Genomic DNA, 26,937 nt, shown 5'->3' on the forward strand with positions numbered 1-26,937 from the left:
GCTAGCTATACATTGGCTAAAAATTGCATATATGTTTTGTGCAGAATGAGAGACAAGGAGGCTTCGATGCCTGACGTGACGAACTTTACATACAAGCTGGACGGTCGTGTGGTGGCTACCAATGACGCCATTATTTCTGGTCGCGACGTCCGCGCCCTCGGTGGGCTTGACCCGGCCAGCGACTATATTCTCATCCAGATAGCGGACAGGACATCGCGTTCGATCGGCCTTGAGGAAGCGATCGACCTGCGGGAGATGCCCCACTCTGAGTTCCTTTCATTCGAAGGCGACAGGACCTTTTCTTTCACCGTCAACGAGCGTGGCTGGGAGTGGGGATCGGCGACAATCTCCGCGGCTGACATCTACCGCTACGCCAGCATCGATGAGGATCTCGAGCTGATTCTGGACAGCGCCGGCGATACGGTCATTCCCGCTGACGGCGCGGTGACTCTTGGCGGACAGGGCGTCGAGCGCATCCGCAGCCACGAGGCGAAAACGGTGGTTATCAAGGTCAACGGTCGATCGCGCACGGTACCAAGGAGAAAGCACAGCTATCGCGAGATTGCACTGCTGGCCTACCCCGACGCCAACTTTGAGAAGTTCAAGTACACGATCACGTACCTCAAAGGTGTCCATGGCGCGGAAGGTGATCTGGTGGAGGGCGAGAAAATCGAAGTCAAGAACGGGATGGTCTTCAATGTCCGCCGATCTGATAAGTCGTGATCCGCATCTGAAGCGGCTGCGGGACGAGGGGTTTGAGCTCGAGATGCGCGAGCTCGTCCTTCTCGTTCACAGCGTCCCCTACGTGAAGCGCGACATGTCGCTTGGCCGCGGCACGCTTGTCTGCACGCTCTCGCTGGATACCCAAGGCCTGACCTCGACTCCACAGACAGACCACACCATGTGGTTCACCGGAGAGACGCCCTGCCATCGCGATGGCACGCCGATGACCAATATCATCCACAACAGCAACGAGGCGACTGTCGGATCCGACATCAAGGTCCACCACTATTTCTCATCGAAGCCAGAAGGTACTGGCCAGTATGCCAACATTTACGACAAGGTTGTCACCTACGAATCTCACCTCGGCGCCGCTGCGCGGTCGCACGACAAGACCGCGAACGCGCGCACAGGCGTCACGTTAGCCAGTGCGGAGGACGATAGCCCGTTCGCAATCCCCGATTCTGCGTCAGCCCGCTACGGAATCGTCGTCGCCAATCGCAAGCTCAGAGGCCGCATCGCGATCATCGGCCTCGGCGGCACAGGTGCCTATCTGCTCGATCTCGCCGCCAAGACCCGCGTTGCCGAAATCCACATCTACGATGACGACCAACTTCTCAACCACAATCTTTTCCGCTCGCCTGGTGCTCCCGAACTGGCGCTGGCGAAGAATTTTCCTCGCAAGGTAGATTATTACGCAACGCTTTACGCGCGCATGCACAAGGGCGTGAAGCCGCACGCCACCAGGGTCAAGGCTGACAACATTGACGAATTTGCAGGTTATGACTTCGTCTTCGTCTGTGTTGACAAGGGATCGTCGCGGCGCGTGATTGCCGAAGGGCTGGTTCGCCTGGGCATCCCATTCGTCGACACTGGCATTGGTCTTGGGCTCGACGACAACACGCTAGACGGTTGCGCACGGGCGACTTTCATTGCCCCCGGCACGCCGTGGGCGGAGGTGGCGACCCATCTGTCGTTCGGTGACGACGATGAAGAGGCCAATGTGTACGGAACCGAGATCCAAACCGCCGAGCTCAATTCGTTGAACGCGATCATGGCGATCATGCGCTGGAAGCGCTGGCTGACCTTCTATCGTGATGAGCGCAAAGAAAGGAACGCGACATACATGATCGAGGGCAACAACATCACGAACCGGGGGGCATGATGGCTCGGGTGGATTGTCTTACAACGGTCTTTGTCGAAGATATTCCCGAACAGCTGGAAGACGGGGTTCTTTACGTGTCGCGCCAATGCCACGTTGCCCTCCACAATTGCGCCTGTGGCTGTGGCGAGGAGGTTTCGACACCGCTCGTTCCAACCGAATATGACCTTGTCATGGAGGACGAGGGCGCCTCGATCTGGCCGTCGATCGGCAACCACGACTTCCCTTGTGGCTCGCACTACATCATCAAACGTGGCCGAATCCATTGGGCCGGCAAGATGGCTCGCCAGCAGATCGAAGCCGGCCGCGCCTATGACCGCCTTCTCAAACGCGGCGCCCAGCCAAAGGGGCTCAGGGCCATCCTCGCATGGTTCAAGCGACTGTGGATCAAGTTGATCGGCTAATCAGCGTGCGGCCGACGGCATAGCGTTTGCAGCCACAGATCAGGTTGGCGACGCCTTCGGAAAGCCGGCCTCCCCGCGAGCGCAACTATTGCGCCTGCAACAAGCGGCTGTTCGGCAGGTTTGAGGGTGACGCCGCGGCGTCGAGAGGAGATGGCCCGCGCCGTTGTTGAACGCAGCTTTCCACGCAGCCGAGTTTCCAGCCTGGCCTCACCGATACAATTCATCGACCGCATGGCAGCCTCAAGTCACAACCTGTTGAAGCTCCACATCGAGCCGACCTTAATCCATTAGCTAAAATCGCAGGGTTCTACTGCGCTGATCAAGAAGGCTTCCCTATCCATGCCATGGATGCATCCCATCCAAACAACCAAGTTTACCGATACGTCATGATGCTGCATAGCAAAGTACCGGCGGGCACCGATCGATCATTCCACTGCCTTGATCATTAGATGAGCGCGCCAAGAGATTCCAATAGAAGGAGAGCTATGGATGCCCCTGACTGCCAGTGGAGGCCCTAACTTCCGTTCTGAGCTCCTGTTTGGGTCGTTCTGCAAATTTGATCGGCCGTTACCGTGTTGAAGAGAGCGCACATCTGAATAGCAGGTGGCTGAGAACGATGGCGCTTTCAATAGAAGCACTAGCCCACTGCAATATTATCCCGCTTACCTGTCCCCCCAGCAAAGCGAAGTCATGAAATTCGGGTCAAGCGGCGTTCGAGGTTTGGATTCAGAATTACTCGGTAAGGCCAGCGGGCTTTATACCGAAGCTTTCGCCTGGCGTTTGAGTTCGAGCCAGGTTCAGCCGAATAGTTCGGTCTTCGTAGGCCGCGACCTGCGTGAAAGCAGTCAAGCGATAGTCAGCAATTGCATGGCGGCGTTGGCCGCAAATGGTTTCCAGCCGATCGATTGCGGCGCCATACCGACGCCTGCCCTGGCACTATATGCACGCAGACACGGCGCGGCGGCTCTTATGGTCACCGGGTCGCACATTCCAGCCGATCGCAACGGCATCAAATTCTACGGCCCGAATGGTGAGATCAGCAAGGCGGATGAGGCCGCGATTACGCGCTTTGTCGCCGAAAGATCAAATGCATATTGCTTGCCACCCGCTCCTCTGGGAACGACGTGGCCTATCCGCCATGAAGAGGCGATGGCCTCTTATCGAGAGCGCGCCAATGACATGCTGGAGCCGGGCTCCCTTTCCGGCCTGAGACTTGGAGTCTACCGGCACAGTTCGGTAGCAGCAATACTTTTGGTGGAAGTTCTTCAATCACTCGGCGCCGGCGTGGTCGCCGTCGGGAAAACCGAAACTTTCGTGCCTGTCGATACCGAAGCCGTGGATGCAGCCACGATTGCAAAATTGAAAGAATGGGTCCGCGAATTCAATCTCGATGCCATCGTGTCGACGGATGCGGACGCTGATCGGCCACTCATTGCCGATGAAAATGGCGATCTGTTTCGCGGCGATCTGGTTGGGCTCGCCACGGCTCTCTTCCTGAAGGCGGATACCGTCGTGACGCCTGTGACCTCCAATTCGGGCATTTCGAAAGCTTTCGGCTTCGACGTCCTGAGGACAAAGGTCGGGTCACCATTTGTCATCGAAGCCATGGAGGCGTCACATCGTGCTGGCAGCATCGTTGTCGGCTTTGAGGCCAATGGTGGCGTTCTCCTGGGGTCGGATTACACGGCGAACGGGAAGACTTTGACCGCACTGCCGACGCGGGACTCGCTTCTCCCAATCCTGGCTGTTCTCGGTACCATGGCATCGACAAAGAAGAAGCTGTCGCAACTGCGCGAGCTCTGGAAGCTTCCGGTATGCGCGAGCGACCGGCTGCAGGATTTCTCCGCCGAAAGTTCAAGCAGATTGATGGATCGCCTCGCAAACCTCGACGCGCTGCAGCAATTTCTCGCCCCGTTCGGGACCGTAGCCGAAGTCGACAAAACCGACGGCTTCAGGGTGCGCATGCGCACAGGCGAGATCATACACCTGCGGCCCTCCGGCAATGCACCGGAACTGCGCTGCTATTCGGAAGCTTCGAGCGAGAGCAGAGCCACGGCGATCGTCGCGTCGGTGCTGAAAAGAGCTCAGGCATTCGCGTCGCAGACGGTAGAGGGCATTTGATGAAAGTGGTTCCTGTCATCATCAGCGGCGGAGCCGGCTCGCGGTTATGGCCCGCCTCCAGGCAATCGCACCCCAAGCCTTTCCTCAAGATGGCGGACGGGCATTCGCTCATTCAGCACAGCGTCTTGCGCGCGGCTTCGATTGTGGGGGCGGCCGAGCTCGTCACCGTGACCTCCAAGGACTATCTCTTCCTCACCAAAGACCATTTTGACGAGCTGGATTCCGTCGTGCTCCCGCGCACCTTCCTGCTCGAGCCGGAGGGCCGGGACACGGCCGCCGCTGTCGCCGCGGCGACCATCCACGCCACGGCGACACAGGGGCCGGATGCAATCCTGTGCATCTTTCCCGCGGACCAGATGATCGGCGACCTGGCGGCCTTTGGAAGCGCCATCAGTCGGGCGATCGAGCATGCGGGGCAGGGGCGCATTGCAACCTTGGGCATTAATCCAGACAGGCCGGACACGGCATTCGGCTACATCGAGGCCGATGGCGAAAAAGTCGTCCGTTTCGTCGAGAAGCCGGACATCGAGACCGCCAAATCCTATGTCGCCTCCAAACGTTTCTTCTGGAACGCCGGCATCTTCTGCTTCAAAGCGCAAGTCATGCTCGATGAGATGGCCCTGCATTGCAAGGAGGTGTTCGATGCCGTTCTCGGCAGCTACGAGAACGCCGCAATCATTGACGGCGAGCGCTTCGCCAGCATCGAGCTCTCGGCCAAGCATCTCGCCGTGGCTCCGCGCATCTCGCTCGACCGGGCGGTGATGGAAAAGGCGCACAATCTCGCCGTCGTTCCTTGCGAGATGGGGTGGAACGACATCGGTTCCTGGAACGCAATGGCCGAACTGATCCCTCCCGACGAGAGCGGCAACAGGATCCGCGGCGATGTCCATGTAGTGGACACCGTCGACACCTACATAAGCTCGGACAAACGAGTCATAGGGACGGTTGGCGTCAGCGACCTGGTGATTGTCGATTCCCCCGATGCGCTGCTCGTTGCATCCCGCGATCGCGTCCAGGACGTCAAGAAACTGTTCGAGGGGCTCAAGGCTGCGGGACATGAAGCGCACTTGCTTCACGGTACCGTGCGCCGGCCCTGGGGCACCTACACGGTTCTGGAGGAAAGCGAGCGCTTCAAGATCAAGCGCATCGAGGTTAACCCGGGCGGGCGCTTGAGCCTGCAGATGCACCATCACCGCTCCGAGCACTGGGTCGTGGTCAGCGGCACTGCGAAAATAGTCAACGGCGACCAGGAGCTACTCCTGACCACCAATCAATCCACCTATATCCCGTGCGGCCACAAACACCGGCTCGAGAACCCCGGCAATATCGGCTTGGTTATGATTGAGGTCCAAAGCGGCGAATATCTAGGCGAAGATGACATTGTGCGGTTTGAGGACGTATACGGTCGAATCTGACAGTCCAACGTCTACAGGTCGTGATCAGAAGGGAACTTCGTTGAGGTTTCCCTTTTCTCGTTAAGCTAATGACGTGCCGAGTTGAAGCGATAAGATTGCGTTCATTACCTGGCATCAACGGTGAAGATGCTCCCATTTGGCCGAAATGCTGGTCAAAAGAGCTTTTCGGTCCATTACATAAGCCGTCGCACGTCCCCCTTCAATAAGGACAATTCGGAACTCAGTTCCTTCGTCGCATCGCGCCTCTATGCCCTTCATGCGTGTGCCTCGCGAAGATAGCTGAGCGTCCAATCGACCAGACACTGCATTGGAGCCGGTCGTGGGCGCAGCCGGTCGATGCGAGTATATCTGCGAAATCACCGGATCGGCGGTTTTGGGTTCCCAAGTTTACGGCGAGGACAAAAAACGTCACCGCACAGATTGGCGTTCAAAGCGATGCTACCGCGATCATCAATGGCGAGTTGGTGCACTCGGCGGGCGCCACCCCAGCTTCCCCAGAAACAGAGTTGCCATTCAGGGGGTCGTTAGGGTCCCGATCTCAAAATACGGCTGTTCTCGATCGAAGGGCTCGGCCGGTCTGCTCAATACAAGTGAGGACGAACTTCGGACATTGATCCGAACAGCATTTGCCACGCGCAAGGGCTATTGTGCATTGCACAAAATCCGACCCGCGGCTAAACGTCCTCCCGCTGCGGGAATCGGGCTTGGATCCCAGCGGCGAGGCAGCGAGAACCGATGCTTCGTCGATATCGCATTCATAGCTGAGGACCTTCATGACCCTTTCGAGCCCTGACAAATCCGGCGCCGCCAGTCTCGAGGCTATCGCCCGAAACGGCGGCGTGCTGCGCCGCATCGCCGTGCGCATTCCCACCTATCTGTCGGACATTCGCGAGAACCCGGCATGGCTGCCGATGTTCGTGCTGGCCCGCACCATGCCGGCCCGCAGGATGCACTGGCGTGGGGCAAAGCCGGTTCGCGTGTCGCAAAAGGCCCACGACACGATGTTTGCCGGCGTCAATCGCCAGGACGTTGTCGAGGCGCTGCGGTCGGACGGGCTGTTTTGCGGGCTCGTCCTTCCGACTTTCATCCATGAGGAGATCGCCGCCTTCGCCCGGTGCACGCCTTGTTTCGGCAATTTCGATCGCCGTCTCGAATTCATGCCTGAGGACCATGCCGAGGCCGAGAAGCGTTTCGGCCGCTCCTTGCTCAGCGGCCACTATTTCGAGCGCATCCTCGACTGCAAGGCAGCGGTCGCCATCCAGAACGAGCCGCTGCTGCTCGACATCGCCGCGCATTATCTGGGCGCTCAGGCGAAACTGATCACCACACGCGTGTGGTGGAGCTTTCCCACCGGCCAGGCTTCCGACGCCGACAAGAACCGTGCCTCGCTGGGGAAGTATCATTTCGATCTCGATGACTGGCGGATGCTGAAATTCTTCTTCTATCTGGCGCCGGTCGACGAGGGCACCGGCCCGCATGTCTATGTCCGGGGCAGCCACAAGCGGCGCATCCTCAAGCATCAACTTACGCTGCTCGTCGGCCATCCGGCGCATGAGGTTCTCAACGTCTATGGCGATGACAGCCCCGTCACGCTGACCGGCGAAGCCGGCCTCGGCTTTGTCGAGGATCCGTTTGGCTTCCATATGGGCACCGTGCCTTCGCGCACGCCACGGCTGATGATGGAAGTCGGCTTCGGCGTGTCGCCGCCCTCGCGCCGGCGCTTCCATGGCGAGCCTGTTATTCGCTGATCTCGCAAAAGTCCTGAAAACAGCCTTCCCCAGATCACACGCCTGGTTCTCCCCTTGGGCTAGCTGGTGCCATGGCGTCGTCATGGGGTCAGCTGGCACATGACTGGATCGAGGTCATCCGACGCCGGTTGGGCCTCGACTGACCCAGATCAAGGCCATGTCCCTATCGGCGTGGTTTGATTGGCCAGTTCTTCAGGGGAAAAACGCATGTGCTGACCGGCAGCCTGGTCGTCGCTCCCATCATCTTGAAAATCCGGACCATACGGCAGGCAAATGACGCTTCACCAGCCAGGAACCGACGTGAGAAACGCGCTTGAGGCGACGCGGCGGGCCATGGATCGTAGCGCGCTCGACGCACGACGTGCGGCTCGACGCCAGCAGCGTCTCACGAAGAGAGCCGACGCGCTGGCTGCCCGTTGATGGCCGGCTGTGACGACAGCTTCGACATCATTGTCGTTGGCGCCGGGCCGGTCGGACTTTCCTTCGCCGCATCGCTTGCCCACAGCGAGCTCAAACTGGCGGTTGTCGAAGGGCAGTCCCTGGAAAGACTGGCAAGTCCGGCTTTCGACGGTCGTGAGATCGCGCTCACCCACGCCTCGATTGGCATCCTTCGCGAGCTCGGCGCCTGGGATGTTATCCGCGCTTCGGACAAGTCACCGCTTCAGGGCGCACGCGTCCTCAACGGATCGAGCCCTTTTGCGCTGTGTTTCGATTCCCCCGGCGGATCCGCGGAACCACTGGGCGTTCTGGTCCCGAATTGCCGGATCCGCGATGCCCTTTTCAAGATCGTCCGCTTGCAGGGCCATGTCCGCCTGCTGTGCGGCCACTCGGTCGTGCGTGCAACAAACAGCCGCCAGGGAGCAGTTATAACGCTCTCCAATGGCAGGCAGCTGACCGCTCGGCTTCTCGTTGCCGCCGATTCGCGTTTGTCCGCCACCCGCAATCTCCTCGGCATCGGCGCCGATATCAATCGGCTTGGCAACTCAATGCTGATTTGCCGGGTGAGGCACGAGCGCCCCCACCATCAGATCGCGATTGAATGGTTCGATCATCATCAGACGATAGCGATGTTGCCCCTCGCGAAAGGCGTGTGGTCGCTGCTTTTGACTTTGCCCTCAAACGAGGCCGAAGGACTGCTTGCCCTTGATGACGAGTTGTTCCTGATGGAGTTGACGAAGCGCTGTCGAGGGCGCCTCGGCAAGATGAGCCTGGCAAGCCAACGCCATATCTATCCGTTGGTCACGACCTGGGCGCACAGGTTCCGGGCGCCGAGCGCCGCATTGATCGGCGACGCTGCCATCGGCATGCACCCGGTAACCGCGCATGGCTTCAACATCGGCCTCGGCGGCCAGAAGCAGCTCGCCCGTGGTATTCAGACAGCATGGCGCGACCGTCGAGACATTGCCGATCCCGACATGCTCCACAGATATGAAAGCCGACTGCGCCTGTCGGCGGCGCCGCTCTACCATGCTACGAATATTCTTGTCGGACTCTACTCAAGCGAGCATCCGGCGGCACGGCTTGCAAGGCATGTGGGGCTGCGCCTCGGACAACATCTTCCCTTTGTCCGTCATGGCATTGCGGCCATGCTGAGGCGGTGAACCCCAGTCACAGTGGCATTGTCCGCGCGCCGGCCTAGCAGGCTGGCGAGTGTGGTTCGATGTGAGCGGTCGCGGCTGCGCGGAATCGTCGATCCCCGTGAAGAGCATGACGCCTTCTTCCCCTTGTATGGGCGACAGCGTGATCTGCTCTTTCAGGCGTCTGTGTTCCTGGTGCGGACGACGAGGTATCTGGGCCGGTCAATCGGCTTTCGGTGCTGATTATGGCAGGGCCGTCCCTCTACGGAGCGATCGGTCAGGATTGCTGTGTCTTGGAACGAGAGAGGACCGCCGCGATTTTCGACCCGCAGCGCCCAGCCGGTTCCGTGGTTGCACGCTTGTCGTTCCATGGTCAGCCGCATCCGGCGCAGCCGGCACACGAGGTGAGCGACCGAACGAATCGTCAAGAGCGACGATCCGAAGGAGCCCAATTGCTCCACAATGGGTTCGCGGCTGACGGAACGCGACGGGCTGATCGACGCGATGGAAAAGGCCAACAGGGTCCAGGCTAGGGCGGCTCATATCCTCGGCCTCACGCCGCGGCAAGTCGGCTATGCTCTGGGCCGGTACGGAATTGAGGTGAAGAAATTCTAAACGCCTGAATGATGTCAGGTCGCGAAGTCGCCCCCGGCCATTGTTGAGCCCGCTGCGCCGCCTGAGCGAGGACATGACGGTCCGCAACAACGATCGTACATCCTCACGGTAGCGGAGGTGTTTCGGCCGTTTCTCCGGACCGACGATGCGCGCCGTCTTGTACGTCTCCTTCGCGATGTAAGTGGTCACGCCGCAAGCTTAGACAGCTCAAGGTGGAGTTCGCATAGGAGGTGCGGTGTCGCCTTCACCCTCATCGCTGCCGTGCGACCCTCCATCATTCAGATCGGCAACTGGACCAGCGTGCCGACAGGCTGTCGGATGGGAAGGTCGACCTCGTCACCACGGCGATCGCCCGGCAACACGCAGGTCGTCCTCGAGAGGCAGCAATTCAAAGCTGGTCGCGGGCGCCTCCCGTGCGACACGCTCCACGACCGCTTGAAAAAATACGACCGTCATGAATCGGAAATGCCGATCCTGAAGCGACGCGCCGATTGGGTTGGGTTGAATTATCCCAGGGAATGATAGAGAGCTGGATGTGCAGCAGAGCCTCGCGGACCACGGGGCCGAGCCCTTCCGCACGGCGTGCTGGGACAAGTTCACGGCCTCTCATGATAAATACCTCATCGCGGAAAAAGTCGCGCACCGGCTTTAGCCGGTGGAGCATTCACATTAAGGCCCTTGAAGCGCACGGTCGATTCATCCACGGCGTGGATGTGAAGTATTCGAACAATTGATTTTACGACGTTTATGGAGTGCTGCATAGAAAAATGCGAACCGCGAGAGTCATCTTCGGACATATAAATATGGCCGTTCATTGCCCTGTTTTCTGAAGTATACGTCTAGCATCAAATGAGGCCATGCTCACTCCAGCCATGTTCTTCGACGTTGCGCAAGCTCCATCGATCTGGCTGATGCAACCAAGCCCCAAAGGCCGCTTGGAGGCATACCACCGGCAAAGCTCCGTACGCTTCCAGACTGTTTGAGATCGGATCGCGTGACGCGTACCCCAAGAAACGGCAAGAGGAAGTTATTCCATGCGCTTTCCAAAGTACGCCGGTAGACTATGCTGGGAAATGAGCTGGGGACTTGCAGACTATGTAGAATTCGCCGATTTCTTTCGAAAAGCCATTTTTATGATGGCGGCTTACATAGAGTTGCTGCGCCGTTTCATCCAGGCTGACATCTTAGGTCAACCCAGCCGAACAAACCTTGGAACGGAAACACTTGCATGACCCATCCAATGCCTTCACCTAGCCCATTTGTGATCCTTGCGATGCCGAGGGCGGGTACGCATTACTTGGAAGAACTGCTGAACGAGCATCCGAGCGTACTGAGCAATGGTGAGTTGCTCAACCCCTATGATACTAACTGGCTCGATAAGGACCGCTTGCTAGGCAGCGATCGCGAGCTCCTCGAGCTTGCCTACTTGCGTTATCCCAACGCAACCAACAAGAAGGTTACGCGCGTTGGTTGCAAGATCAACGAACCTCAGTTTCGCGAGCGTCCGGGCTTTTTTGCTGAGCTCGCTCGTTGGCCATGCCTGAAGGTCATCCTTCTAGTACGCAGAAACACATTGGAATCGCTGCGATCGCTGACACAGGCGAGGCAAACCCGCCAATGGCTTAAGTACACTTCGGGCAACGACGCGAATCCATGCGTCAAACTGACAGTCGCCTGCTGCGAGGCTTATTTCAAGACCGCCGATGAATTCCACAATCTCGTCGCGCGCTCCTTCGCGTCCACCGACTTGCATGTGGTCGAGTACGAGAGCCTCCTTGGCGAACCCTCTGCGTGCTTGGCAACAATTTGGGGTTTCCTAGGGATTCCAGCGGTTCGGCTCTCTGGTGCCACTATCCTTAAGCGGCAGGAAGCGCGCCCCCTGGACCAAACGATAGAGAATTTCGGAGATTTGCGGCGTCACTTCGCAGGCGGACCTTACGCGCGATTCTTTGAGGTTGGTGACCGTCTGAATGGTCGGCACAGCGGAAAGCGACAGCCTGCCCTTCCTTAGGCTCCGGGATACCGATGTCGACGAGCTCGCTCGCCCTTCCGACAACTGCGCAGCGCTGAATTCAGGGCGAAAAAGCGGCTCGACGAGGAAGGGCAAGCATGGGCATCCAAACCTAGAGACCGACACACCCGCAAGGCACCGGCACCACCATCACCGCTTCCCGCAATTGGCACGTCCATGTTCATACGGCAATGGCGTAAGACATTCCAGGCCGAGCGAAACGAAAAGCTTGTAGAAACCGCAGGTAGGCAAGATTCCGCCGGCGAGAGCCAGCGCGCCGGAATGGCAATAAGGGCTCGAATGGCCTCCTGTGCTCGCAACACCGGGAAGCAGCACGAACATGCGCATGGGTATAGCGATACCGGGAGTTGCTGCGTGAGACGGCGCGAGCGCACGAAATGGTCATTCACGCCGGATCGACGTGCCATGCTTGTGTCGGTCCCGCCGAACCTGTCGGTATCGCGTGCGGTGCGCACCTGAAGCGACGCAGTTCACACAAGCTGCTGAGCGAGTTCGGGATATTGCGCAAACGCTACTAGGACCAGCATCTGTGGGCGAGGGGTTATTGGGTTGCCACAAGCGGCAATGTGACCGACGAAATGTGGGTGGGGTACATCAAGAACCAGACACCGCCCGAGCCTGACAACAATTTCAACGTGACGTGAGTTCGCGCCCTGTCCGCCGGATGGCGGACCGATCCGGCTTTAAGCCGTAACCTGAAGCCACCGGCTTTAGCCGGTGGAGCATTCACACCCGATGCTCAGAAGGTAGCCGGAAAACTCCCTCAACGCGCGGCATGGGCTTCCCGGGCAGCAGTGCAGAAAATGACATAGACGGGCGACAATGTCGGACATGCGACGTACCTGTTTAGGCTATCTGCTTGTTCCAGAATGACCTTTTATTCGGAACGGCACATGCTTGGTTGTCCGCGAGTCATCACCGAGCGAGTCTGGACACCCATGCCTTTGCCGATCCTTGCGCTTGCCATTGCGTCCTTCTGCATAGGCACCACCGAATTCGTCATCATGGGACTGCTGCCGGAGGTGGCCGCCGACCTCGGCGTTTCAATTCCATCGGCCGGCCTGCTCGTCACCGGCTACGCGCTGGGCGTTGTCATCGGCGCACCGATCGTCGCCGCGGCGACGGCCCGCCTGCCGCGCAAGCCGGTGCTTGTGGGCCTCGCTACGCTTTTTGTCATCGGCAATCTGTTCTGCGCGCTTGCGCCCAATTACTGGCTGCTGATGGCGGCGCGCGTCTTCACCGCTTTCGGCCATGGCGCCTTCTTCGGCATCGGCTCGGTCGTCGCCGCGAGCCTTGTGCCGCGCAACAAAAGGGCAAGCGCGATCGCGCTGATGTTCGCCGGGCTGACGCTCTCCAACATCCTCGGCGTCCCCTCCGGCACCGCGCTCGGCGAAGCCTTCGGCTGGCGCGCCACCTTCCTTGCCGTCGTCGGCATCGGGCTGGTCTCGGTCGCGGCCATCGCCCGGCTGGTGCCTTCGGATGTCGCCGAGCCGAGCGGTGGCGGCCTGCTCGCTGAATTGCGCGTGCTCGGCAAGCTGCAGGTGTGGTTGGCGATGCTGATCGCCTCGCTTGCCTCGGCCAGCCTGTTCGCGGTTTTCACATACATCAAGCCTTATCTCACCGACGTCTCCGGCCTGTCGACGGCGACCGTCACCTGGGTGCTGCTCTTGTTCGGCGCCGGCATGACGATAGGCAACCTCATCGGCGGCAGGCTGGCCGAAAGGAGGCTGATGCCGACGGTAATCGGCACGCTGCTCGCCATGGCCTTGATGTTCGTCGTCTTCGCCAAATTCGGTGCGATAGCGATGGTTGCTATCGCCATCGTCTTCCTATGGGGTATGCTGATCTTCATCGTCGTGCCGCCGCTGCAGATCCGCGTCGTCGAGGCGGCTGCCGAGTGCCCGAACCTTGCCGCCACGCTCATCCAGAGCGCCTTCAATGTCGGCAATGCCGGCGGCGCTTGGATCGGTGGCCTCGCTATCTCCTGGGGCGTGTCCTACGCCCAGTTGCCGCTGGTAGGTGCGGCGCTGGCGCTGCTAGCCGTCGCCGCCGCTGTGCTGCTGCAGTCAGTCGACCGCCGTACTGTCCTGCAGACGCGGCCGGCGGAATAGCCGCTCATGGTAGGCTGAATACGAAGGGTAAGGCGATGCGACAACATTCCGAGATGCGCGAGATCAAGCGGCGCACCGAGGTCGTCGGAAATTTCCCGAACGACGATGCGATCGTGCGCCTGGTCGGCGCAATCCTGCTCGAACAGAACGACCAGCGCTTCGTCAACTCCATCAGGAACAACTCGTCATCAAGGGCAAGCAGTTCTTCGGCCTCGTTTGAGGGCAAAGTCAAAAGCAGCGACGACACGCCTTTCGCGAGGGGCAACATCGCTATCGTCTGATGTCGCCGGGTGAGGCACGAGCGCCCCCACCATCAGATCGCGATTGAATGGTTCGATCATCAGCCAGGGAAGCGCGCCACTGTCGCATTTCTAACTTGTTGTGCCCCGCCCTTTGAAAGGCCGTGGCGACATTTCTACTTTGCTGAAGGCGCGACAAGGCTGCAACCACCTTTATCAATCAAATGCAGCTACTACGGTTGATTTGATGATGATTCCTCCATCCGAGCTTCGGCGCATCTGACGGCCCGTGGCGGCGCGAAAGACGGTCAGTAGTTGCAGCGCCGGCGGCACGCGCGACCGATGGTTCTCGAGACTTCTCGACCATGCCGGGTTTTCCGAACGGCGCTCCCAGACACCACGCGCTGCGACCATCGGAAGCCAATCTCGTGAAAAGACAGGTCGGCTGCTCCGGGCCGATATGATGAAAGACGCCAGCGATGGGACGGCGGACACGGGCGTTGAAGCCCTCCACCGAATTGACGTGGACGGCGTCGCGAACATCCTCACCACTGGAAAGCTTCAGTGTCACGTGCTTGGCAAAGCTCTCACCAACGGCCATGAATGCTTTCCACTCGTCGCTCATCAATTGAGCTCTCTATTCGATCCAGAGCTGCGTCGCGAAGCGTAGGTCAACGGTCGCCGCGTTTGCTGACGCCTAACAGTCGGGTCCATCCTCCACTTGATCGCCGCTTCGGCACGAGGCGCAGACACGCCGCCGGCGGCCGCTCTTGAGGCAGGTTGTGTCACCGACAGCCGCCATCGGTGCCGTCGCATTATGGGCCCTCGAGCACGACCAGAAAAGGTTCAGATCAGCGCTTTTGAAACATGGGCTTAGCATCCATAGCGTGGATGCTCGCGATCTAAACAATCAATTTTACCAATCTGTGCGGGTCGTTCATAGACCGCCCACATGACGTGCACTGCCGCTGCACCACCGCGTAGTGCGCAAAAGAACCCGAAAAAGAGGAAGTCTTCGCATGCGCTCTGACGTGCAGTGGAGGTTGTGCTGGGAAAATGAGTTGCGGCTTTCGGATCACCTCGAACTCTCTGAGTTCTTCCGAAAGACCTACGAGCCTGTCGGAGCCTTTAATGGAAAGCAATTCGCAGGCGGTCGAAGTTGGGCCGGTGCAAGGCCGGAGGTCCGCGCAATCGGTTATGATGTGCACGGAGTAGCAGCTCACTTGGGCGTGCTGCGCCGATACATCAAAGTTGGCGACGTTGATATGCTCGTCGCTGAACTCGGTCTATACGGGGTGCGTCCGGATCTTGAGGGGCTAGGAATCGCCCATTCGATCAGCGCGATGTATCCAGTGCTGCAGCAGCTTGGCGTTCCATTCGCTTTCGGCACGGTTCGGCACGCGCTCCGGAACCATGTTGGCAGGTTCTGCCGCAAAGGCTTGGCGAGCATTTTGTCGGGCGTTCGCGTGCGTTCAACCCACCCGGACGTGTACCCCGATCTCCCTCCCACGCGAGTCGACGACGACGTACTCGTCATGGTGCTCCCAATTGGACGCTCAATGAGCAAGTGGCCGGCCGGCACTTTGATCGATCGGAACGGTCCAGAGCTATGAAGGACACCCGCAATGATATCAGTCACCGCGACACGCCCCTCATCGCATTGACCGATCTGCATCCAGCATTGACCTCGGATTTATTGTCCGCTCGCTTCCTCAAATGCACTGAAAAATCTGACATCTCATGAACCTCTTTGCCCCAGCCAGTATTGTCGCCGTCTGCTCTTATGCGCTGCTGTCGACCGTCTATAAGACCGCGCAGGTGCTTTATACCCTGCCTGCAAACGTACCGCCGACCTCGGGCCAACCGGCCGGCTGTGAGCCTTGGCCGAGCGTCGATGTCATTATCCCGTGCTACAACGAGGCACCTCGCACCCTCTCGGACTGCCTGGCTTCCATTGCAAGTCAGGACTATGCCGGAGAACTGCAGGTCTATGTTGTTGATGACGGTTCTGGAAACCGCGATGCTCTCTCAGGTGTACACGAGGAATACGCGAGCGACCCGAGGTTCAACTTCATTGCGCTCCCAAAGAATGTCGGAAAGCGCAAGGCACAGATCGCGGCGGTTCGCCGCTCGTGCGGAGATTTGGTGCTCAATGTAGATTCGGACACGATACTCGCGCCGGACGTCATCACAAGGCTTGCGCTAAAGATGCAAGATCAAGCGATCGGCGCCGCCATGGGCCAGTTGGCGGCTAGCAATCGCAATGAAACTTGGCTGACGCGGTTGATTGACATGGAGTACTGGCTGGCCTGCAACGAAGAGCGGGCAGCGCAGGCTCGGTTCGGTGCCGTCATGTGTTGCTGCGGTCCGTGTGCCATGTACCGGCGATCCGCGCTTGTTTCGCTGCTGGATCAGTACGAGACGCAGCGCTTTCGAGGCAAGCCGAGCGACTTCGGTGAGGACCGCCACCTTACGATCCTGATGCTGAAAGCAGGCTTTCGAACAGAATATGTGCCGGAGGCCGTCGCGGCAACAGTCGTTCCCAACAGCATGGGCCCCTATCTGCGTCAACAGCTTCGCTGGGCCCGGAGCACGTTCCGTGACACGTTGCTGGCGCTCCAACTCCTGCGCGGCCTTAATATTTATCTCACATTGGACGTGATTGGACAGAACCTTGGCCCACTATTGCTCTCTTTGTCTCTCCTGGCGGGGCTCGCGCAATTCGTAACGACAGGTACTGTGCCTTGGACGGCATGCCTGACGATTGCGGTCATGACTGTAATTCGCTGCAGCGTGGCAGCGTTTCGTGCGCGCCAACTCCGATTTCTCGGATTCTCGCTCCACACACTCATCAACATCTTTGTCTTGCTCCCATTGAAAGCATACGCGCTGTGTACATTGAGCAATAGCGATTGGTTGTCGCGAAGCTCTGCGGCCAATGTGCCAAACACCGGCGGCGCCATTCCAAAGCCCAACTTGGTCGGATCCGACGCAGCTTACAGAGAACAGCAATAGTCACGTGATCGCAGGTGGAAGAGTTTTGAGCCAGGACCAGAAAGATCAAGCGTTGAGTCGGAAGTTGGACCCAGAGGATTTGCCGCGGTTCGAGACCGGTCCGATCGAACGGGAGTCTCACGGGCAGACAAGCGCGAAAAGCTCCGTGCCTGACTCTCTGTCGACCGTGGCAGTCGATTTCGCCGGCGTAACCAAGTCGTATGGGAACAAGGTCGTTGTCGACGAACTGTCGTTCACCGTTGCATCGGGAGAGTGTTTCGGCCTCCTAGGACCAAACGGGGCGGGCAAAAGCACGATTGCGCGAATGCTCCTCGGCATGACATGCCCTGACGCGGGCACAATCACGGTGCTCGGCGTCCCGGTGCCGGCGCGCGCTCGCCTGGCACGTAGGGGCATTGGCGTGGTCCCGCAATTCGACAATCTTGACCAGGAATTCACCGTACGCGAGAACCTGCTGGTGTTCGGCCGCTACTTCGGCATGAGCACACGCCAGAGCGAAGCGGTCATCCCGTCGCTTCTCGAATTCGCTCGCCTCGAGCGCAAGGCGGATGCGCGCGTCTCGGAACTGTCCGGCGGCATGAAGCGATGCCTGACGATGGCGCGGGCGTTGATCAACGACCCCCAGCTCATTGTGATGGACGAGCCGACCACCGGCCTCGATCCGCATGCGCGCCACCTGATCTGGGAGCGGCTGCGCGCCCTATTGGCACGCGGCAAGACGATCATCCTGACGACGCATTTCATGGAAGAGGCTGAGCGACTATGCGATCGGCTGTGCGTGCTCGAAAAGGGTCGCTACATCGCCGAAGGCCGGCCGCAGGCGCTGATCGATGAGCATATCGGATGCCAGGTCATGGAGATCTACGGCGGCGATCCGCACGAGTTGCATTCGCTGGTCAAGCCACATTCTCAGCGCATCGAGGTCAGCGGCGAAACCCTTTATTGCTATGCGCCAGACCCCGACCAGGTGCGCGCGCAACTGCAGGGGCGAGCAGGTCTGCGTCTTCTTCTGCGTCCAGCCAATCTCGAGGATGTTTTCTTGCGGCTGACCGGGCGCGAGATGGAGGAGTGAACGATGATTGAAGGTTTTGCCGCGGCGTTGCCGGCCAATGCGTGGAACTGGGTTGCGGTGTGGCGCCGCAACTATCTGGCATGGAAGAAAGTCGCACTCGTGTCGATTCTCGGTAACCTCGCCGATCCGATGATCTACCTTTTCGGCCTCGGCACCGGCCTCGGCATAATGGTCGGCCACGTCGACGGTGCGTCGTATATCGCCTTTTTGGCGGCCGGTATGGTCGCGGTAAGTGCGATGACCGCCTCTACCCTCGAAACATTGTACGCGGCTTTCGCTCGCATGCATTCTCAACGCACATGGGAAGCCATGCTGTATACGCACGTTACCCTCGGCGACATCGTTCTGGGTGAACTGGCGTGGGCAGCCACCAAGGCCTTCCTGGCCGGTACGGCAATTACCATTGTCACCGTAATGTTGGGCTATGCAGCCTGGCCGTCCGTCCTCTATGCGCTGCCAATTATTGCTCTGACGGGGTGCGTATTTGCGAGCCTCGCGATGATCGTCACCGCACTTTCGCCCAGCTACGATTACTTCGTATTTTACCAGACGCTTGTGCTTACACCTATGCTGTTCCTGTCGGGCGCCGTTTTCCCATTGAATCAGCTGCCTGACGCCTTTCAGAAGATAGCGCGATGCATGCCGCTGTCACATTCGATCGACCTTATTCGTCCGGTTATGCTTGATCGCTCGATCGCCGGCATCGCCCTGCACATCGGTGTGCTCGGCCTGTACGCGCTGTTGCCATTCTTCCTCTCGATGGCGCTGTTGCGCCGCCGACTGATGCGCTGACGCGAAAGAGAAGGAGATAAACCATGCGCTATGGACGCAAATAAGAACGACGTCGCCAGCATGTGCCGCGAAGGGTTTTGGCTGGCGTCGATTCGATCTCACAACGCTATGGAAAGCCCGACGTCTCGAGCACAGGATCTTATGTTGATCCCGGCGGACCCAAGAGAATTTCTTTGAGGTCAGTGATGTCTGACTGGCATTCGCCGGGGCGAACGACAACGCGTCCCGTCCTTCTGATCGAACGGCCTCGAGACAGGCCAATTTAGTATTCCTCTACGACAAATGGAGAGCGAGATGCTGTGTCTAGGATTGAACGGCGGATTGGACAAAGTCTATGAAAACAGGTTTCAGATTCCAAACACATTCATGCACGATGGCGCTGCGGTGCTCGTCCGGGACGGACAGGTCATTGCGGCCGTAGAAGAGGAGCGCCTCAATCGGATCAAACATTCCAACAAGCTCCCAATTAGTGCGGCTCAATACTGTCTTTCAGCAGCCGGGGTTCAGCTCAGCGAAATCGATCGTGTGGCGTTCTACGCTACCGAAGCCTACTCGAATGCCATGCTAGAAAACATGCTTGTTTCCCAGCCGGACGCTTCCATTCCGTTGGATGCTAAACTGTTGATGCAGAGGCTGCTGGCGCAGGAGTTCGGTACCGAACTCGACGCTTCGCGTATCTCATTCGTAAGTCATCATCAGGCGCACGCCGTGAGTGCTTTTGCAATGTCGGGCTTCGATCAAAGTCTGATTTTCGCGATCGATGGCTCTGGTGATTTCCTGTCGGGCCTTATGGCGATAGGATCTGGTACTGAAATTTCGCAACTCGCGACTTTCCCAGAGAACAATTCCCTTGGGCAATTTTATCTCGAGACGATCCGTTATCTCGGCTACGGCTTGTTCGATGAATATAAGGTAATGGGGCTTGCCCCCTACGGCGATCCCGTTCCCTATCGCGAGCTTTTCGAGCAGTTCTATGAACTCTCTGCAAACGGCGAGTATCGCGTCCACCTGGACCGCATCGGTCCGACTTTGCTCCGCAGCATTCAGGTTCGGCAAAAGGGAATGCCGTTCACCCAGCAGCATAAGGATGTGAGTGCGTCGTTACAGGAAGCGCTCGAACGCATCGTGTTTCACATCCTTCGGCATTATCGTGAGGCCACCGGGATGACGCGGTTGTGCCTGGCCGGCGGAGTTGCGCACAATTGCTCCATGAACGGCAAGCTGCTCTATTCAGGACTTTTCGAAGACATCTTCGTGCAGCCCGCATCGCATGACGCTGGGTGCGCATTAGGCGCTGCACTAATCGCGTCTAATGAGCTGGGCCGCCCCGCGCCGCGTGCGCGATTGCAGGAGGTTTATTGGGGGCCGGATCTCGCGAGTGATCACGCTGTCGAAGAGGAACTAAAGGCATGGGCGGGGCACCTGGAATTTGAACGCACCGAGGAAGTGGCGGATAGGGCAGCCGAGTGGATGGCCGGTGGCGCCGTGATCGGCTGGGTGCAAGGTCGTTCGGAGTTCGGGCCGCGCGCGCTCGGAAATCGCAGCATTCTTGCCGACCCCAGGCCCGCCACAAACAAGGACCGGATCAACGCTATGGTCAAGAAGCGGGAAGGGTACCGCCCGTTCGCCCCATCAGTGCTGGAGGAGCATGCGCGCGAATTTTTTGACCTCCCGGGTAGTGCGTGCGAATTTCCGTTCATGAACTTCGTAGTTCGTGTGCACGATTCCAAACGTGGTTTGCTCGGCGCCATCACGCACGTCGACGGTACGGCTCGGCTGCAAACAGTATCGCGCAAGGCCAGTCCTGCCTACTGGGACGTCATCAATGCCTTCAAGCAGCGGACGGGCATCCCGATGCTGCTCAATACGTCCTTTAACAACAATGCCGAGCCGATAGTAGATTCGGTTGCAGACTCGATTGCCACGTTCCTGACGACAGAGCTGGATGGACTTGTGGTCGGGCCGTACCTCGTAAAAAAACGGGCCGCAACGCTGCAGGACTGGACTGCGCTCGCGGTTTCATTGCCGCCTTATGTATCCCTGCATAAAGTCCGCGCATACACGGCGCAGGATCGCCAGGAGACCGTCTGCGAAATTCGAACGGATAACCGTGACTGTGCGCGTATTTCACATGACTTATTCGATCTGCTGACGCGGATCGAAGGCGAGGCCGTGCTCGCGGATCTCCTCGACACAATTACGCTGGATCAAACCCAGCGCGAGGCTCTCACATCAGAGCTGAGACGATTGTGGGAGCAGCGCCACGTTCGGATGCACCCCTCACAAGCTGCTCGCGTCCACCAAAACTGATGCCAAAGCCTGGACGACCGATAACAGCTGCCGAAACACTGGTGTGTCCAAGCACCTTCATACGACACGCCGCTTGGCGCGGGGGATCCGGAGTAACTGGCCGAACACCCGGATCCTGATCCACAGCCATTTATTGCAGCCCGCAGGTCATCGACTGGTGCCGCGCCAACTATATTGAATTCATCCGCGGCCTGGCGCTCACCACGACCTTGCGCAAGGCATGTCGCGGATCTAGAGCCCCGCACAATGGCACGCTTCCAAGCGTCGGCGAAGGGCGAGTCCGAAGGTCAAATTCGTTGACGAACCCGGCAGTTGGAGCCGCGTCGAGCGCGTCATCGCCTCGTATCGAGGTCAGCGAATGAGGGCGTGGCCAAGGCGAGCTGTTGGGTTTCTACGGCGCATTAGATGTCGAGGTAAAACCGTTGATGTCGAGAGATCCAGAGGAAGGGATTTGGCCGGTGAGGCTCTGAAGCGACCAGGTCAAAGCGATCCGTGGCGGCATAAGCCAGGCGATAAGGCGGCGCAGTCTGGCGGACGCGGGTCGGGCCGGCCGAGTGATGATCGGACTGTCGGCATCGCGAAGGCTAAGCCGCGACGACGGGTCGCGCTCGCCGTCGGTCGATCTGGTCGCCACGGTGCTCGAGCGCGAATGGTAGCGGCGATATCGGATGGCCGGGACGAGTGATGCCGTCCGTTGTCTACTACTGCAAAAGCCGATGTGGCGGCTTGGCTCTCACATGCCGAGCGTCTGAGTGCTTCCGGCAGGGCGAACAGTCTCGGCGAATATTTCCGCCGCTTCGTCGACCCTTTCAGCAGAACGGTCGGTCTGCTCCATTCGCTTGAGTACCCCGTTGTGCAACATCTCCAGGTCGCGCGGGCAGCCGAATTGGCCGTTCGCAAACTGTGCCAGTTTATCAGTCTTGGATCGGTGGGGCGGGCTCGGGCATCGACATCGGACATGCTCTTGGCTTTCGGCAAGAGTAGCTGCAAACTGGTCCAGTTGGGAGGAAAAGAAATGGTCCAGTTTCCGGGTCCCGGCGGCTCAAACCGCTCGTACGGCATGGGTGCGCGCCAGATCTACGAATCGCTTCGCGAGCAGATCCTCAGAGGCGTCTACGACACTGGCAGCCAACTGCCCTCCTCACGTGGCCTCGCCGAGGAACTTGGAGTCTCGCGAACGACCGTCACCGCTGCCTACGAGCAGCTGGCGGCGGAAGGTTTCATCGACGTCCGTCAAGGCGCTCGCCATCGTGTCGCATCGTCGCTGATCGGACCTGAGCTAACCGCCAATCCCCCAAAACGGGCCGGCCCGGGTCACTTGTCAAACTATGGCGAACGGCTGCGTGGCACTCCGCGCTGGCCGGATTACCTGCCCAACACGCTGAAGATCGATTTCCGATATGGCGACCTGGCGCCCTCAGATTTTCCGGCACCGGTTTGGAAGCGCGCGATGAACGCGGCGATGGCGCAGCGGCCGGCACGGCTCGCCTACGACCATCCGTGCGGTTCGCGCCGGCTGCGCCAGGCGCTTCAGGGCTATCTCTGGCGCGCCCGTACTGTGCGCTGCGACCCTGAGCAAATCGTCATCGTCAATGGTTCGCAGCAGGGGCTCGATCTCTGCGCGCGCCTGCTGCTCGACCCAGGGGACAGCTTCGTCATCGAGGACCCCTGCTACAGGATGGCACGCCAGGTCTTTGCCAGTACAGGTGCCACGCCGGTTCCCATCGAGGTCGACGAGCACGGCATGCAGACGGAGCAACTGGCGGGGCTCGCGGCCAGGCTGGCCTATGCGACGCCGTCCCATCAGTTTCCGCTCGGCGGAGTCATGCCGATCGCGCGGCGGCATCAGCTTCTGGAATGGGCGCGGGACGAGGGCGCTTACGTCATCGAGGACGACTACGACAGCGAATATCGCTACGATATCAGCCCCGTTCCCCCGCTGCACAGCCTGGAGGATCATGCGGCCGTCATCTACCTAGGCACCATCTCCAAGACGCTCTCGCCGATGCTGCGCATCGGCTATCTCGTCGTCCCGGTGGAATTGCAGCAGGTTTTCGAAACCGCCAAGCAGTTTGCCGACCGGCATTCTCCGATGGCCGAGCAGGAGTCATTGGCCTCTCTGATCGAGAGCGGCAGCTATGAAAACCATGTGCGCCGCGTGCGTCGCCTCAACGGCGAGCGCCGGGAGATGTTGCTGACCACCATGAAACGGAGTTTTCTAGATAGGATCGAAGTCCAGGGGGCAGAGGCTGGACTGCACGTCGTCATATGGTTCAACGACCTGCCGCGATCGCGCGAAACGGCATTGGTCGAAGCCGCGCAACACGCGGGTCTAGGTCTGCACCCCATTTCGCCGCTTTACCATCGGCAGTCGGGAGCAGGCGAGGCCGATCGCGTCGGGCTTGTCATGGGCTATTCCGCCTTGAGCATCCGGCAGATCGAAAAAGGCGTCGAGATGCTGCGGGACGTCGTCGCTCAACTCTGAGACGCTTACGGTTTCCGCGCGCGGGTAGGCCACGTTCGAGGGTGGTAATCGTAAACATTTCATCATCGAAATAATTGTGCAGGCGGGCAACGGCCGCGCTCATGGCGGGCTGACTTGGATTGATCTGCTTGCCGCCCCGTGAGGTTGCGCTCGGTCGGTGCGTCGCACGACCAGGAGGTCAGATCAAGGGCTTTGTCTCATCTATCCGCAACGTGGATGCTTGTCATCGAAACAATCGATTTTGCCGATTGGACAGGACGTCCCATAGGAAGAATTCGAGGATGCAGCCCCAAAGGGATTGTCGATGTATGCGTTGGCTCCGAGGAGCATTTTCTGGTGTGTGCCTCCTGGTCTGCGCCGAACTTTAAGCGAGCCGATCCGCTTTTCGAGCAGGTTCGTCGGTGATCGGCGCAAGCTGCATCGCGCCGGTTCTTAGCCACAAGCTCCCTTAGGGTAGCGTAGGCGTCTACCTCAAGGATCAACAACAAGTTGAGGTTTTCCCATGCGCTCCCAAGGACGGTGGAGGTTGTGCTTGGGAAAAAGTTGCAAGTGGCCGATCATGTCGAACTCTCCGACTTCTTCCGAAAAAACCTATCGAGGGACTGATCCTTTAATGGAAAGCTATTCGCAGCCGTTCGAAGTTGGGCTGGGGCTTCGGCCTAACGGCTACGACGCGCTGGGCGTCACGGCTCACTTGGGCCTGTTGCGCCGCCATCAGGATCGGCGAGGCTGATTTCTTGGCGGGAGAATTCGGGTTGGACGCGATGCGTCCGCATCTTGATCGACTCGGAATCAGCAATTCATTTTGTGTGCCATATCCAGGGCTTTCGCCACGGTGGGGCACGCGCTGCGGAACCAATTTGAGAGGTCCTGCGGAAACGGCGTGGCGGCTATTGCGTCTACGTTCGCATACGATCCCACTCCGGAGTGCCGAACCTCGACCTGCCGTCTCGCGCGTTGAGCACGTGCTCTCGTGGCTATGCCGATTGCGCGGCCGATGAGCAAATGGCCGGTACAACAATTGACCGGAAGGATCCAGAGCTATGAAACATCATGATGAAAGATGGGAGGTGCAGAGTGAATGCGCTGATGGAACCGCCCGTCGGAGCGTTTATCTGACGTTTGACGACGGTCCCGATCCATTCTTCACGCCACAGATACTCGATGTGCTGGCGCAAAATGGGGTGCCGGCGACTTTCTTCGTCATCGGTGCCTGTGCCGCAGAGCACCCGGATCTCATCCAGCGAATGATCGCAGAAGGGCACGAGGTAGGCAACCACACGATGTCTCATCCAGATCTGTCCAAATGCGACTTGGGTGAAGTGCAACGTGAGGTATTTGAGGCCAACTGTGCCATTATGGCAGCATGCCCGCAGGCCTCGATCCGCTACATTCGCGCGCCATACGGCGCCTGGAGCGAAGAAGTGTTCACTGCGTCAGAGATCGCCGGGCTGGCCGCCCTTCATTGGTCGATAGACCCAAAAGACTGGTCGCGCCCCGGCACCGACGCGATCGTCGATGCAGTGCTCGCCGCGGTCCGGCCCGGTGCAATCGTGCTCTTGCACGACGGTTGCCCTCCCGACGAGTCGAGACGGAGCGCTCAAGCCAGTTTGCGCCACCAGACCGTTATGGCGCTGTCCAATCTGATTCCGGCATTACATGCCTGCGGATATGAAATTCGCTCCCTTCCAGAACATCACTGAAATGCCGGATTGGACCCGCTCCCCGTCCTTCTCGCCCATGAAGGCTTGCAGGCCGTTTACGCCCTGCGCACAAGCACTCCGTCCAAAAATCGGACGAACTCCGACTGTTGGCTAAGCGTGGACAGTTGTTCTCACCTGCCACAATGAGGACCCGCGCACGCTCTCGGCATTGCCTGGCATCCCCGACAGGCTCTCCTCGAGGTTGTTTTAACATGGCTCATTTTGCGTTAGATCAATTCATTGGGCTTGCCGGAGGCCTATACAGCGCATTCCTCCGTGATCGCGGCCCACAAGGTTTGGGAATCTAGCCGCCGTTGCCGTTATGCGGGATGTCCCCACCGCTCGGCTGCGAAGGACGCAGGCTGTTCCCCGACTCGCCCACCCGGCTGCGGATCTGTCCCTGATCGGATCCGTCTTTCGGTCCACTGGACCACGTCGATAGCTTCTGACTGGCCGTTTCCAGCAGGTCAGATTGCCGGTAGCTGAGTGGTAACGCAAGGAGGGCCTTGCAGCGAGCGAGCGGGCATCTGACCGAGAGATCGCCCGCTCTCGTCCCAAATGATCGTGAACCTCGTCGGAATCGACCATGATGCCAGAACTGACCCCATTCGCCCTGTATCTCGCCGCGGCCTTCATGCTCGCCATCACGCCAGGTCCGGGCATCTTCTACGTTGCCGCGCGCACGCTCGCCGGCGGTCGTCCGGAAGGTATCGCTTCCAGCTTCGGCACCGGGGTAGGGGGCATGATCCACGTCCTCGCCGCAAGCTTAGGTGTTTCCGCGATCGTGCTCGGGAGCTCGGAACTGTTCTCTGCATTAAAGCTGTTCGGCGCGGTCTACCTCGTCTGGCTCGGCTTTCGCACCTTTCAAGCCGCCCGCCGCAACGGAGCGACCGGCGGCAATGACGGCGACCGGGTGAGTCCAGTCGGACCTCGGCGGGCATTTCGTGAAGGGGTGCTGGTCGAGGCTCTCAACCCGAAGACGGCAGCGTTTTTTTTAGCCTTCCTTCCGCAGTTCGTGAACCCGAGCGCAGGGTTCGTAGCTCTGCAATTCGTAGTGCTTGGCTCCTTGTCGATTGCACTCAACACGCTTGCCGACATCGTGGTTGCCTTCCTGGCCAGCGGCATTCAAGACGGCGCGGCAGCGCGTCCCGGGTTGATCCGCCGCCTAAGGGAAGCGTCGGGCGGCGCGATGATCGCGCTGGGCGTCGGCCTCGCTCTGGCGAAGCACCCGGCTGCCTGAATTTTGAATCCGATCGGTTGGGCGTCTCTGCGGGTTGGCGCGTTAGCTTGCGCAAGCAGCTGCACCACAGTGAGAGAAGCGTGAGCTCGACCGACTCGTCTCCCGCATGAAGATCATTTCGGCCCTCGCGTATGAACGCACGATAGAAGACAAGTCAGCCGGCAATGGCACCCGTT

General features: G+C 59.3%; 19 protein-coding genes and 5 pseudogenes. 21 read left to right on the top strand and 3 right to left on the bottom strand.

Annotation, left to right across the window (positions count from 1 at the left end; translation table 11 throughout):
* Positions 1 to 66 precede the first annotated feature (66 nt).
* From CK230_RS26805 to CK230_RS26840, 8 genes and pseudogenes are all read left to right on the top strand, one after another.
* The gene (locus tag CK230_RS26805) at positions 67 to 723 is read left to right on the top strand and encodes a multiubiquitin domain-containing protein (RefSeq protein ID WP_245330166.1); all 657 of its coding nucleotides are present in this window, start codon (positions 67 to 69) and stop codon (positions 721 to 723) included.
* On the top strand, positions 698 to 1,885 hold the full coding sequence (locus CK230_RS26810; protein WP_095795965.1) for a ThiF family adenylyltransferase: 1,188 nt from the start codon (positions 698 to 700) through the stop codon (positions 1,883 to 1,885). The genes CK230_RS26805 and CK230_RS26810 overlap by 26 nt, the downstream gene beginning before the upstream one ends.
* Positions 1,885 to 2,286, top strand: a complete 402-nt coding sequence (locus CK230_RS26815; protein WP_245425734.1) for a DUF6527 family protein — start codon at positions 1,885 to 1,887, stop codon at positions 2,284 to 2,286. The genes CK230_RS26810 and CK230_RS26815 overlap by 1 nt, the downstream gene beginning before the upstream one ends.
* A 690-nt stretch (positions 2,287 to 2,976) precedes the next feature.
* Positions 2,977 to 4,407, top strand: coding sequence for a phosphomannomutase (locus CK230_RS26820; RefSeq protein ID WP_095795964.1), 1,431 nt, complete (start codon positions 2,977 to 2,979; stop codon positions 4,405 to 4,407).
* A complete protein-coding gene (locus tag CK230_RS26825) occupies positions 4,407 to 5,822 on the top strand; it encodes a mannose-1-phosphate guanylyltransferase/mannose-6-phosphate isomerase (protein WP_095795963.1) in 1,416 nt (471 codons plus the stop codon). Before CK230_RS26820 ends, CK230_RS26825 begins: the two co-directional genes overlap by 1 nt.
* A gap of 773 nt (positions 5,823 to 6,595) precedes the next feature.
* Entirely contained in the window at positions 6,596 to 7,570 is a 975-nt protein-coding gene (locus CK230_RS26830) for a hypothetical protein (RefSeq protein ID WP_095795962.1), read from the top strand.
* Between the two features lie 419 nt (positions 7,571 to 7,989).
* Entirely contained in the window at positions 7,990 to 9,171 is a 1,182-nt protein-coding gene (gene ubiM / locus CK230_RS26835; RefSeq protein ID WP_095795961.1) for a 5-demethoxyubiquinol-8 5-hydroxylase UbiM, read from the top strand.
* 447 nt (positions 9,172 to 9,618) lie between these two features.
* A pseudogene (locus CK230_RS26840) lies at positions 9,619 to 9,762 on the top strand (helix-turn-helix domain-containing protein); the annotation flags it as partial.
* Positions 9,763 to 10,128: 366 nt separating this feature from the next.
* Here CK230_RS26840 and CK230_RS33770 read toward each other — a convergent pair.
* Positions 10,129 to 10,405: pseudogene (locus CK230_RS33770) on the bottom strand (LysR family transcriptional regulator); the annotation flags it as partial.
* Positions 10,406 to 10,796: 391 nt separating this feature from the next.
* On the opposite strand from CK230_RS33770, the gene CK230_RS32735 reads away from it, so the two are divergent.
* The 5 genes and pseudogenes from CK230_RS32735 to CK230_RS32745 all read left to right on the top strand — a co-directional run.
* Positions 10,797 to 10,994 (top strand): hypothetical protein, encoded by a 198-nt coding sequence (locus CK230_RS32735; RefSeq protein ID WP_141246108.1) that lies wholly within the window; start codon positions 10,797 to 10,799, stop codon positions 10,992 to 10,994.
* On the top strand, positions 10,991 to 11,773 hold the full coding sequence (locus CK230_RS26850) for a sulfotransferase (RefSeq protein WP_095795960.1): 783 nt from the start codon (positions 10,991 to 10,993) through the stop codon (positions 11,771 to 11,773). The genes CK230_RS32735 and CK230_RS26850 overlap by 4 nt, the downstream gene beginning before the upstream one ends.
* Positions 11,774 to 12,321: 548 nt before the next feature.
* Positions 12,322 to 12,438: a transposase gene (locus tag CK230_RS33775; protein ID WP_245330172.1), complete on the top strand. Its 117-nt coding sequence runs from the start codon at positions 12,322 to 12,324 to the stop codon at positions 12,436 to 12,438.
* Positions 12,439 to 12,732: 294 nt separating this feature from the next.
* On the top strand, positions 12,733 to 13,905 hold the full coding sequence (locus CK230_RS26860; RefSeq protein ID WP_095795959.1) for an MFS transporter: 1,173 nt from the start codon (positions 12,733 to 12,735) through the stop codon (positions 13,903 to 13,905).
* A gap of 56 nt (positions 13,906 to 13,961) precedes the next feature.
* Positions 13,962 to 14,060, top strand: a pseudogene (locus CK230_RS32745) (transposase); the annotation flags it as partial.
* Here CK230_RS32745 and CK230_RS34115 read toward each other — a convergent pair.
* Positions 14,060 to 14,188, bottom strand: a pseudogene (locus tag CK230_RS34115) (FAD-dependent hydroxylase); the annotation flags it as partial. The pseudogenes CK230_RS32745 and CK230_RS34115 sit on opposite strands and share 1 nt — an antisense overlap.
* A gap of 172 nt (positions 14,189 to 14,360) precedes the next feature.
* Positions 14,361 to 14,790 (bottom strand): annotated as a pseudogene (locus CK230_RS26870) (transposase); the annotation flags it as partial.
* A 373-nt stretch (positions 14,791 to 15,163) separates the two neighbouring features.
* Between CK230_RS26870 and CK230_RS26880 the strand changes: the two are divergent.
* From CK230_RS26880 to CK230_RS26920, 8 genes are all read left to right on the top strand, one after another.
* Positions 15,164 to 15,757: a NodA family N-acyltransferase gene (locus CK230_RS26880; RefSeq protein WP_095795958.1), complete on the top strand. Its 594-nt coding sequence runs from the start codon at positions 15,164 to 15,166 to the stop codon at positions 15,755 to 15,757.
* Positions 15,758 to 15,884: 127 nt separating this feature from the next.
* Positions 15,885 to 17,159 (top strand): chitooligosaccharide synthase NodC, encoded by a 1,275-nt coding sequence (gene nodC, locus CK230_RS26885; protein WP_095795957.1) that lies wholly within the window; start codon positions 15,885 to 15,887, stop codon positions 17,157 to 17,159.
* Positions 17,160 to 17,163: 4 nt separating this feature from the next.
* Positions 17,164 to 18,231: a nodulation factor ABC transporter ATP-binding protein NodI gene (nodI, locus tag CK230_RS26890; RefSeq protein ID WP_176480231.1), complete on the top strand. Its 1,068-nt coding sequence runs from the start codon at positions 17,164 to 17,166 to the stop codon at positions 18,229 to 18,231.
* Between the two features lie 3 nt (positions 18,232 to 18,234).
* The gene (locus CK230_RS26895; RefSeq protein WP_095795955.1) at positions 18,235 to 19,023 is read left to right on the top strand and encodes an ABC transporter permease; all 789 of its coding nucleotides are present in this window, start codon (positions 18,235 to 18,237) and stop codon (positions 19,021 to 19,023) included.
* A gap of 294 nt (positions 19,024 to 19,317) precedes the next feature.
* Positions 19,318 to 21,333, top strand: coding sequence for a carbamoyltransferase (locus CK230_RS26900; RefSeq protein WP_095796003.1), 2,016 nt, complete (start codon positions 19,318 to 19,320; stop codon positions 21,331 to 21,333).
* A gap of 1,015 nt (positions 21,334 to 22,348) precedes the next feature.
* Positions 22,349 to 23,818, top strand: a complete 1,470-nt coding sequence (locus CK230_RS26905; RefSeq protein ID WP_095796002.1) for a PLP-dependent aminotransferase family protein — start codon at positions 22,349 to 22,351, stop codon at positions 23,816 to 23,818.
* A gap of 1,043 nt (positions 23,819 to 24,861) precedes the next feature.
* Complete coding sequence (gene nodB, locus CK230_RS26915) at positions 24,862 to 25,521, top strand: chitooligosaccharide deacetylase NodB (protein ID WP_095795954.1); 660 nt, start codon at positions 24,862 to 24,864, stop codon at positions 25,519 to 25,521.
* 589 nt (positions 25,522 to 26,110) lie between these two features.
* Positions 26,111 to 26,761, top strand: coding sequence for a LysE family translocator (locus CK230_RS26920; RefSeq protein WP_095796001.1), 651 nt, complete (start codon positions 26,111 to 26,113; stop codon positions 26,759 to 26,761).
* The last annotated feature ends 176 nt before the right edge of the window (positions 26,762 to 26,937 follow it).

Origin of the sequence: Mesorhizobium sp. WSM3859, from assembly GCF_002295065.1 — a bacterium.
Classification (GTDB): domain Bacteria; phylum Pseudomonadota; class Alphaproteobacteria; order Rhizobiales; family Rhizobiaceae; genus Mesorhizobium.

Excerpts from the sequence above, each read along its gene's own strand:
- CK230_RS26805 (WP_245330166.1), top strand. The coding sequence starts at position 67 with ATGCCTGACGTGACGAACTTTACATACAAGCTGGACGGTCGTGTGGTG.
- CK230_RS26810 (WP_095795965.1), top strand. The coding sequence starts at position 698 with ATGTCCGCCGATCTGATAAGTCGTGATCCGCATCTGAAGCGGCTGCGG.
- CK230_RS26815 (WP_245425734.1), top strand. The coding sequence starts at position 1,885 with ATGGCTCGGGTGGATTGTCTTACAACGGTCTTTGTCGAAGATATTCCC.
- CK230_RS26820 (WP_095795964.1), top strand. The coding sequence starts at position 2,977 with ATGAAATTCGGGTCAAGCGGCGTTCGAGGTTTGGATTCAGAATTACTC.
- CK230_RS26825 (WP_095795963.1), top strand. The coding sequence starts at position 4,407 with ATGAAAGTGGTTCCTGTCATCATCAGCGGCGGAGCCGGCTCGCGGTTA.
- CK230_RS26830 (WP_095795962.1), top strand. The coding sequence starts at position 6,596 with ATGACCCTTTCGAGCCCTGACAAATCCGGCGCCGCCAGTCTCGAGGCT.
- ubiM (WP_095795961.1), top strand. The coding sequence starts at position 7,990 with ATGGCCGGCTGTGACGACAGCTTCGACATCATTGTCGTTGGCGCCGGG.
- CK230_RS32735 (WP_141246108.1), top strand. The coding sequence starts at position 10,797 with ATGCGCTTTCCAAAGTACGCCGGTAGACTATGCTGGGAAATGAGCTGG.
- CK230_RS26850 (WP_095795960.1), top strand. The coding sequence starts at position 10,991 with ATGACCCATCCAATGCCTTCACCTAGCCCATTTGTGATCCTTGCGATG.
- CK230_RS26860 (WP_095795959.1), top strand. The coding sequence starts at position 12,733 with ATGCCTTTGCCGATCCTTGCGCTTGCCATTGCGTCCTTCTGCATAGGC.
- CK230_RS26880 (WP_095795958.1), top strand. The coding sequence starts at position 15,164 with ATGCGCTCTGACGTGCAGTGGAGGTTGTGCTGGGAAAATGAGTTGCGG.
- nodC (WP_095795957.1), top strand. The coding sequence starts at position 15,885 with ATGAACCTCTTTGCCCCAGCCAGTATTGTCGCCGTCTGCTCTTATGCG.
- CK230_RS26895 (WP_095795955.1), top strand. The coding sequence starts at position 18,235 with ATGATTGAAGGTTTTGCCGCGGCGTTGCCGGCCAATGCGTGGAACTGG.
- CK230_RS26900 (WP_095796003.1), top strand. The coding sequence starts at position 19,318 with ATGCTGTGTCTAGGATTGAACGGCGGATTGGACAAAGTCTATGAAAAC.
- CK230_RS26905 (WP_095796002.1), top strand. The coding sequence starts at position 22,349 with ATGGTCCAGTTTCCGGGTCCCGGCGGCTCAAACCGCTCGTACGGCATG.
- nodB (WP_095795954.1), top strand. The coding sequence starts at position 24,862 with ATGAAACATCATGATGAAAGATGGGAGGTGCAGAGTGAATGCGCTGAT.
- CK230_RS26920 (WP_095796001.1), top strand. The coding sequence starts at position 26,111 with ATGCCAGAACTGACCCCATTCGCCCTGTATCTCGCCGCGGCCTTCATG.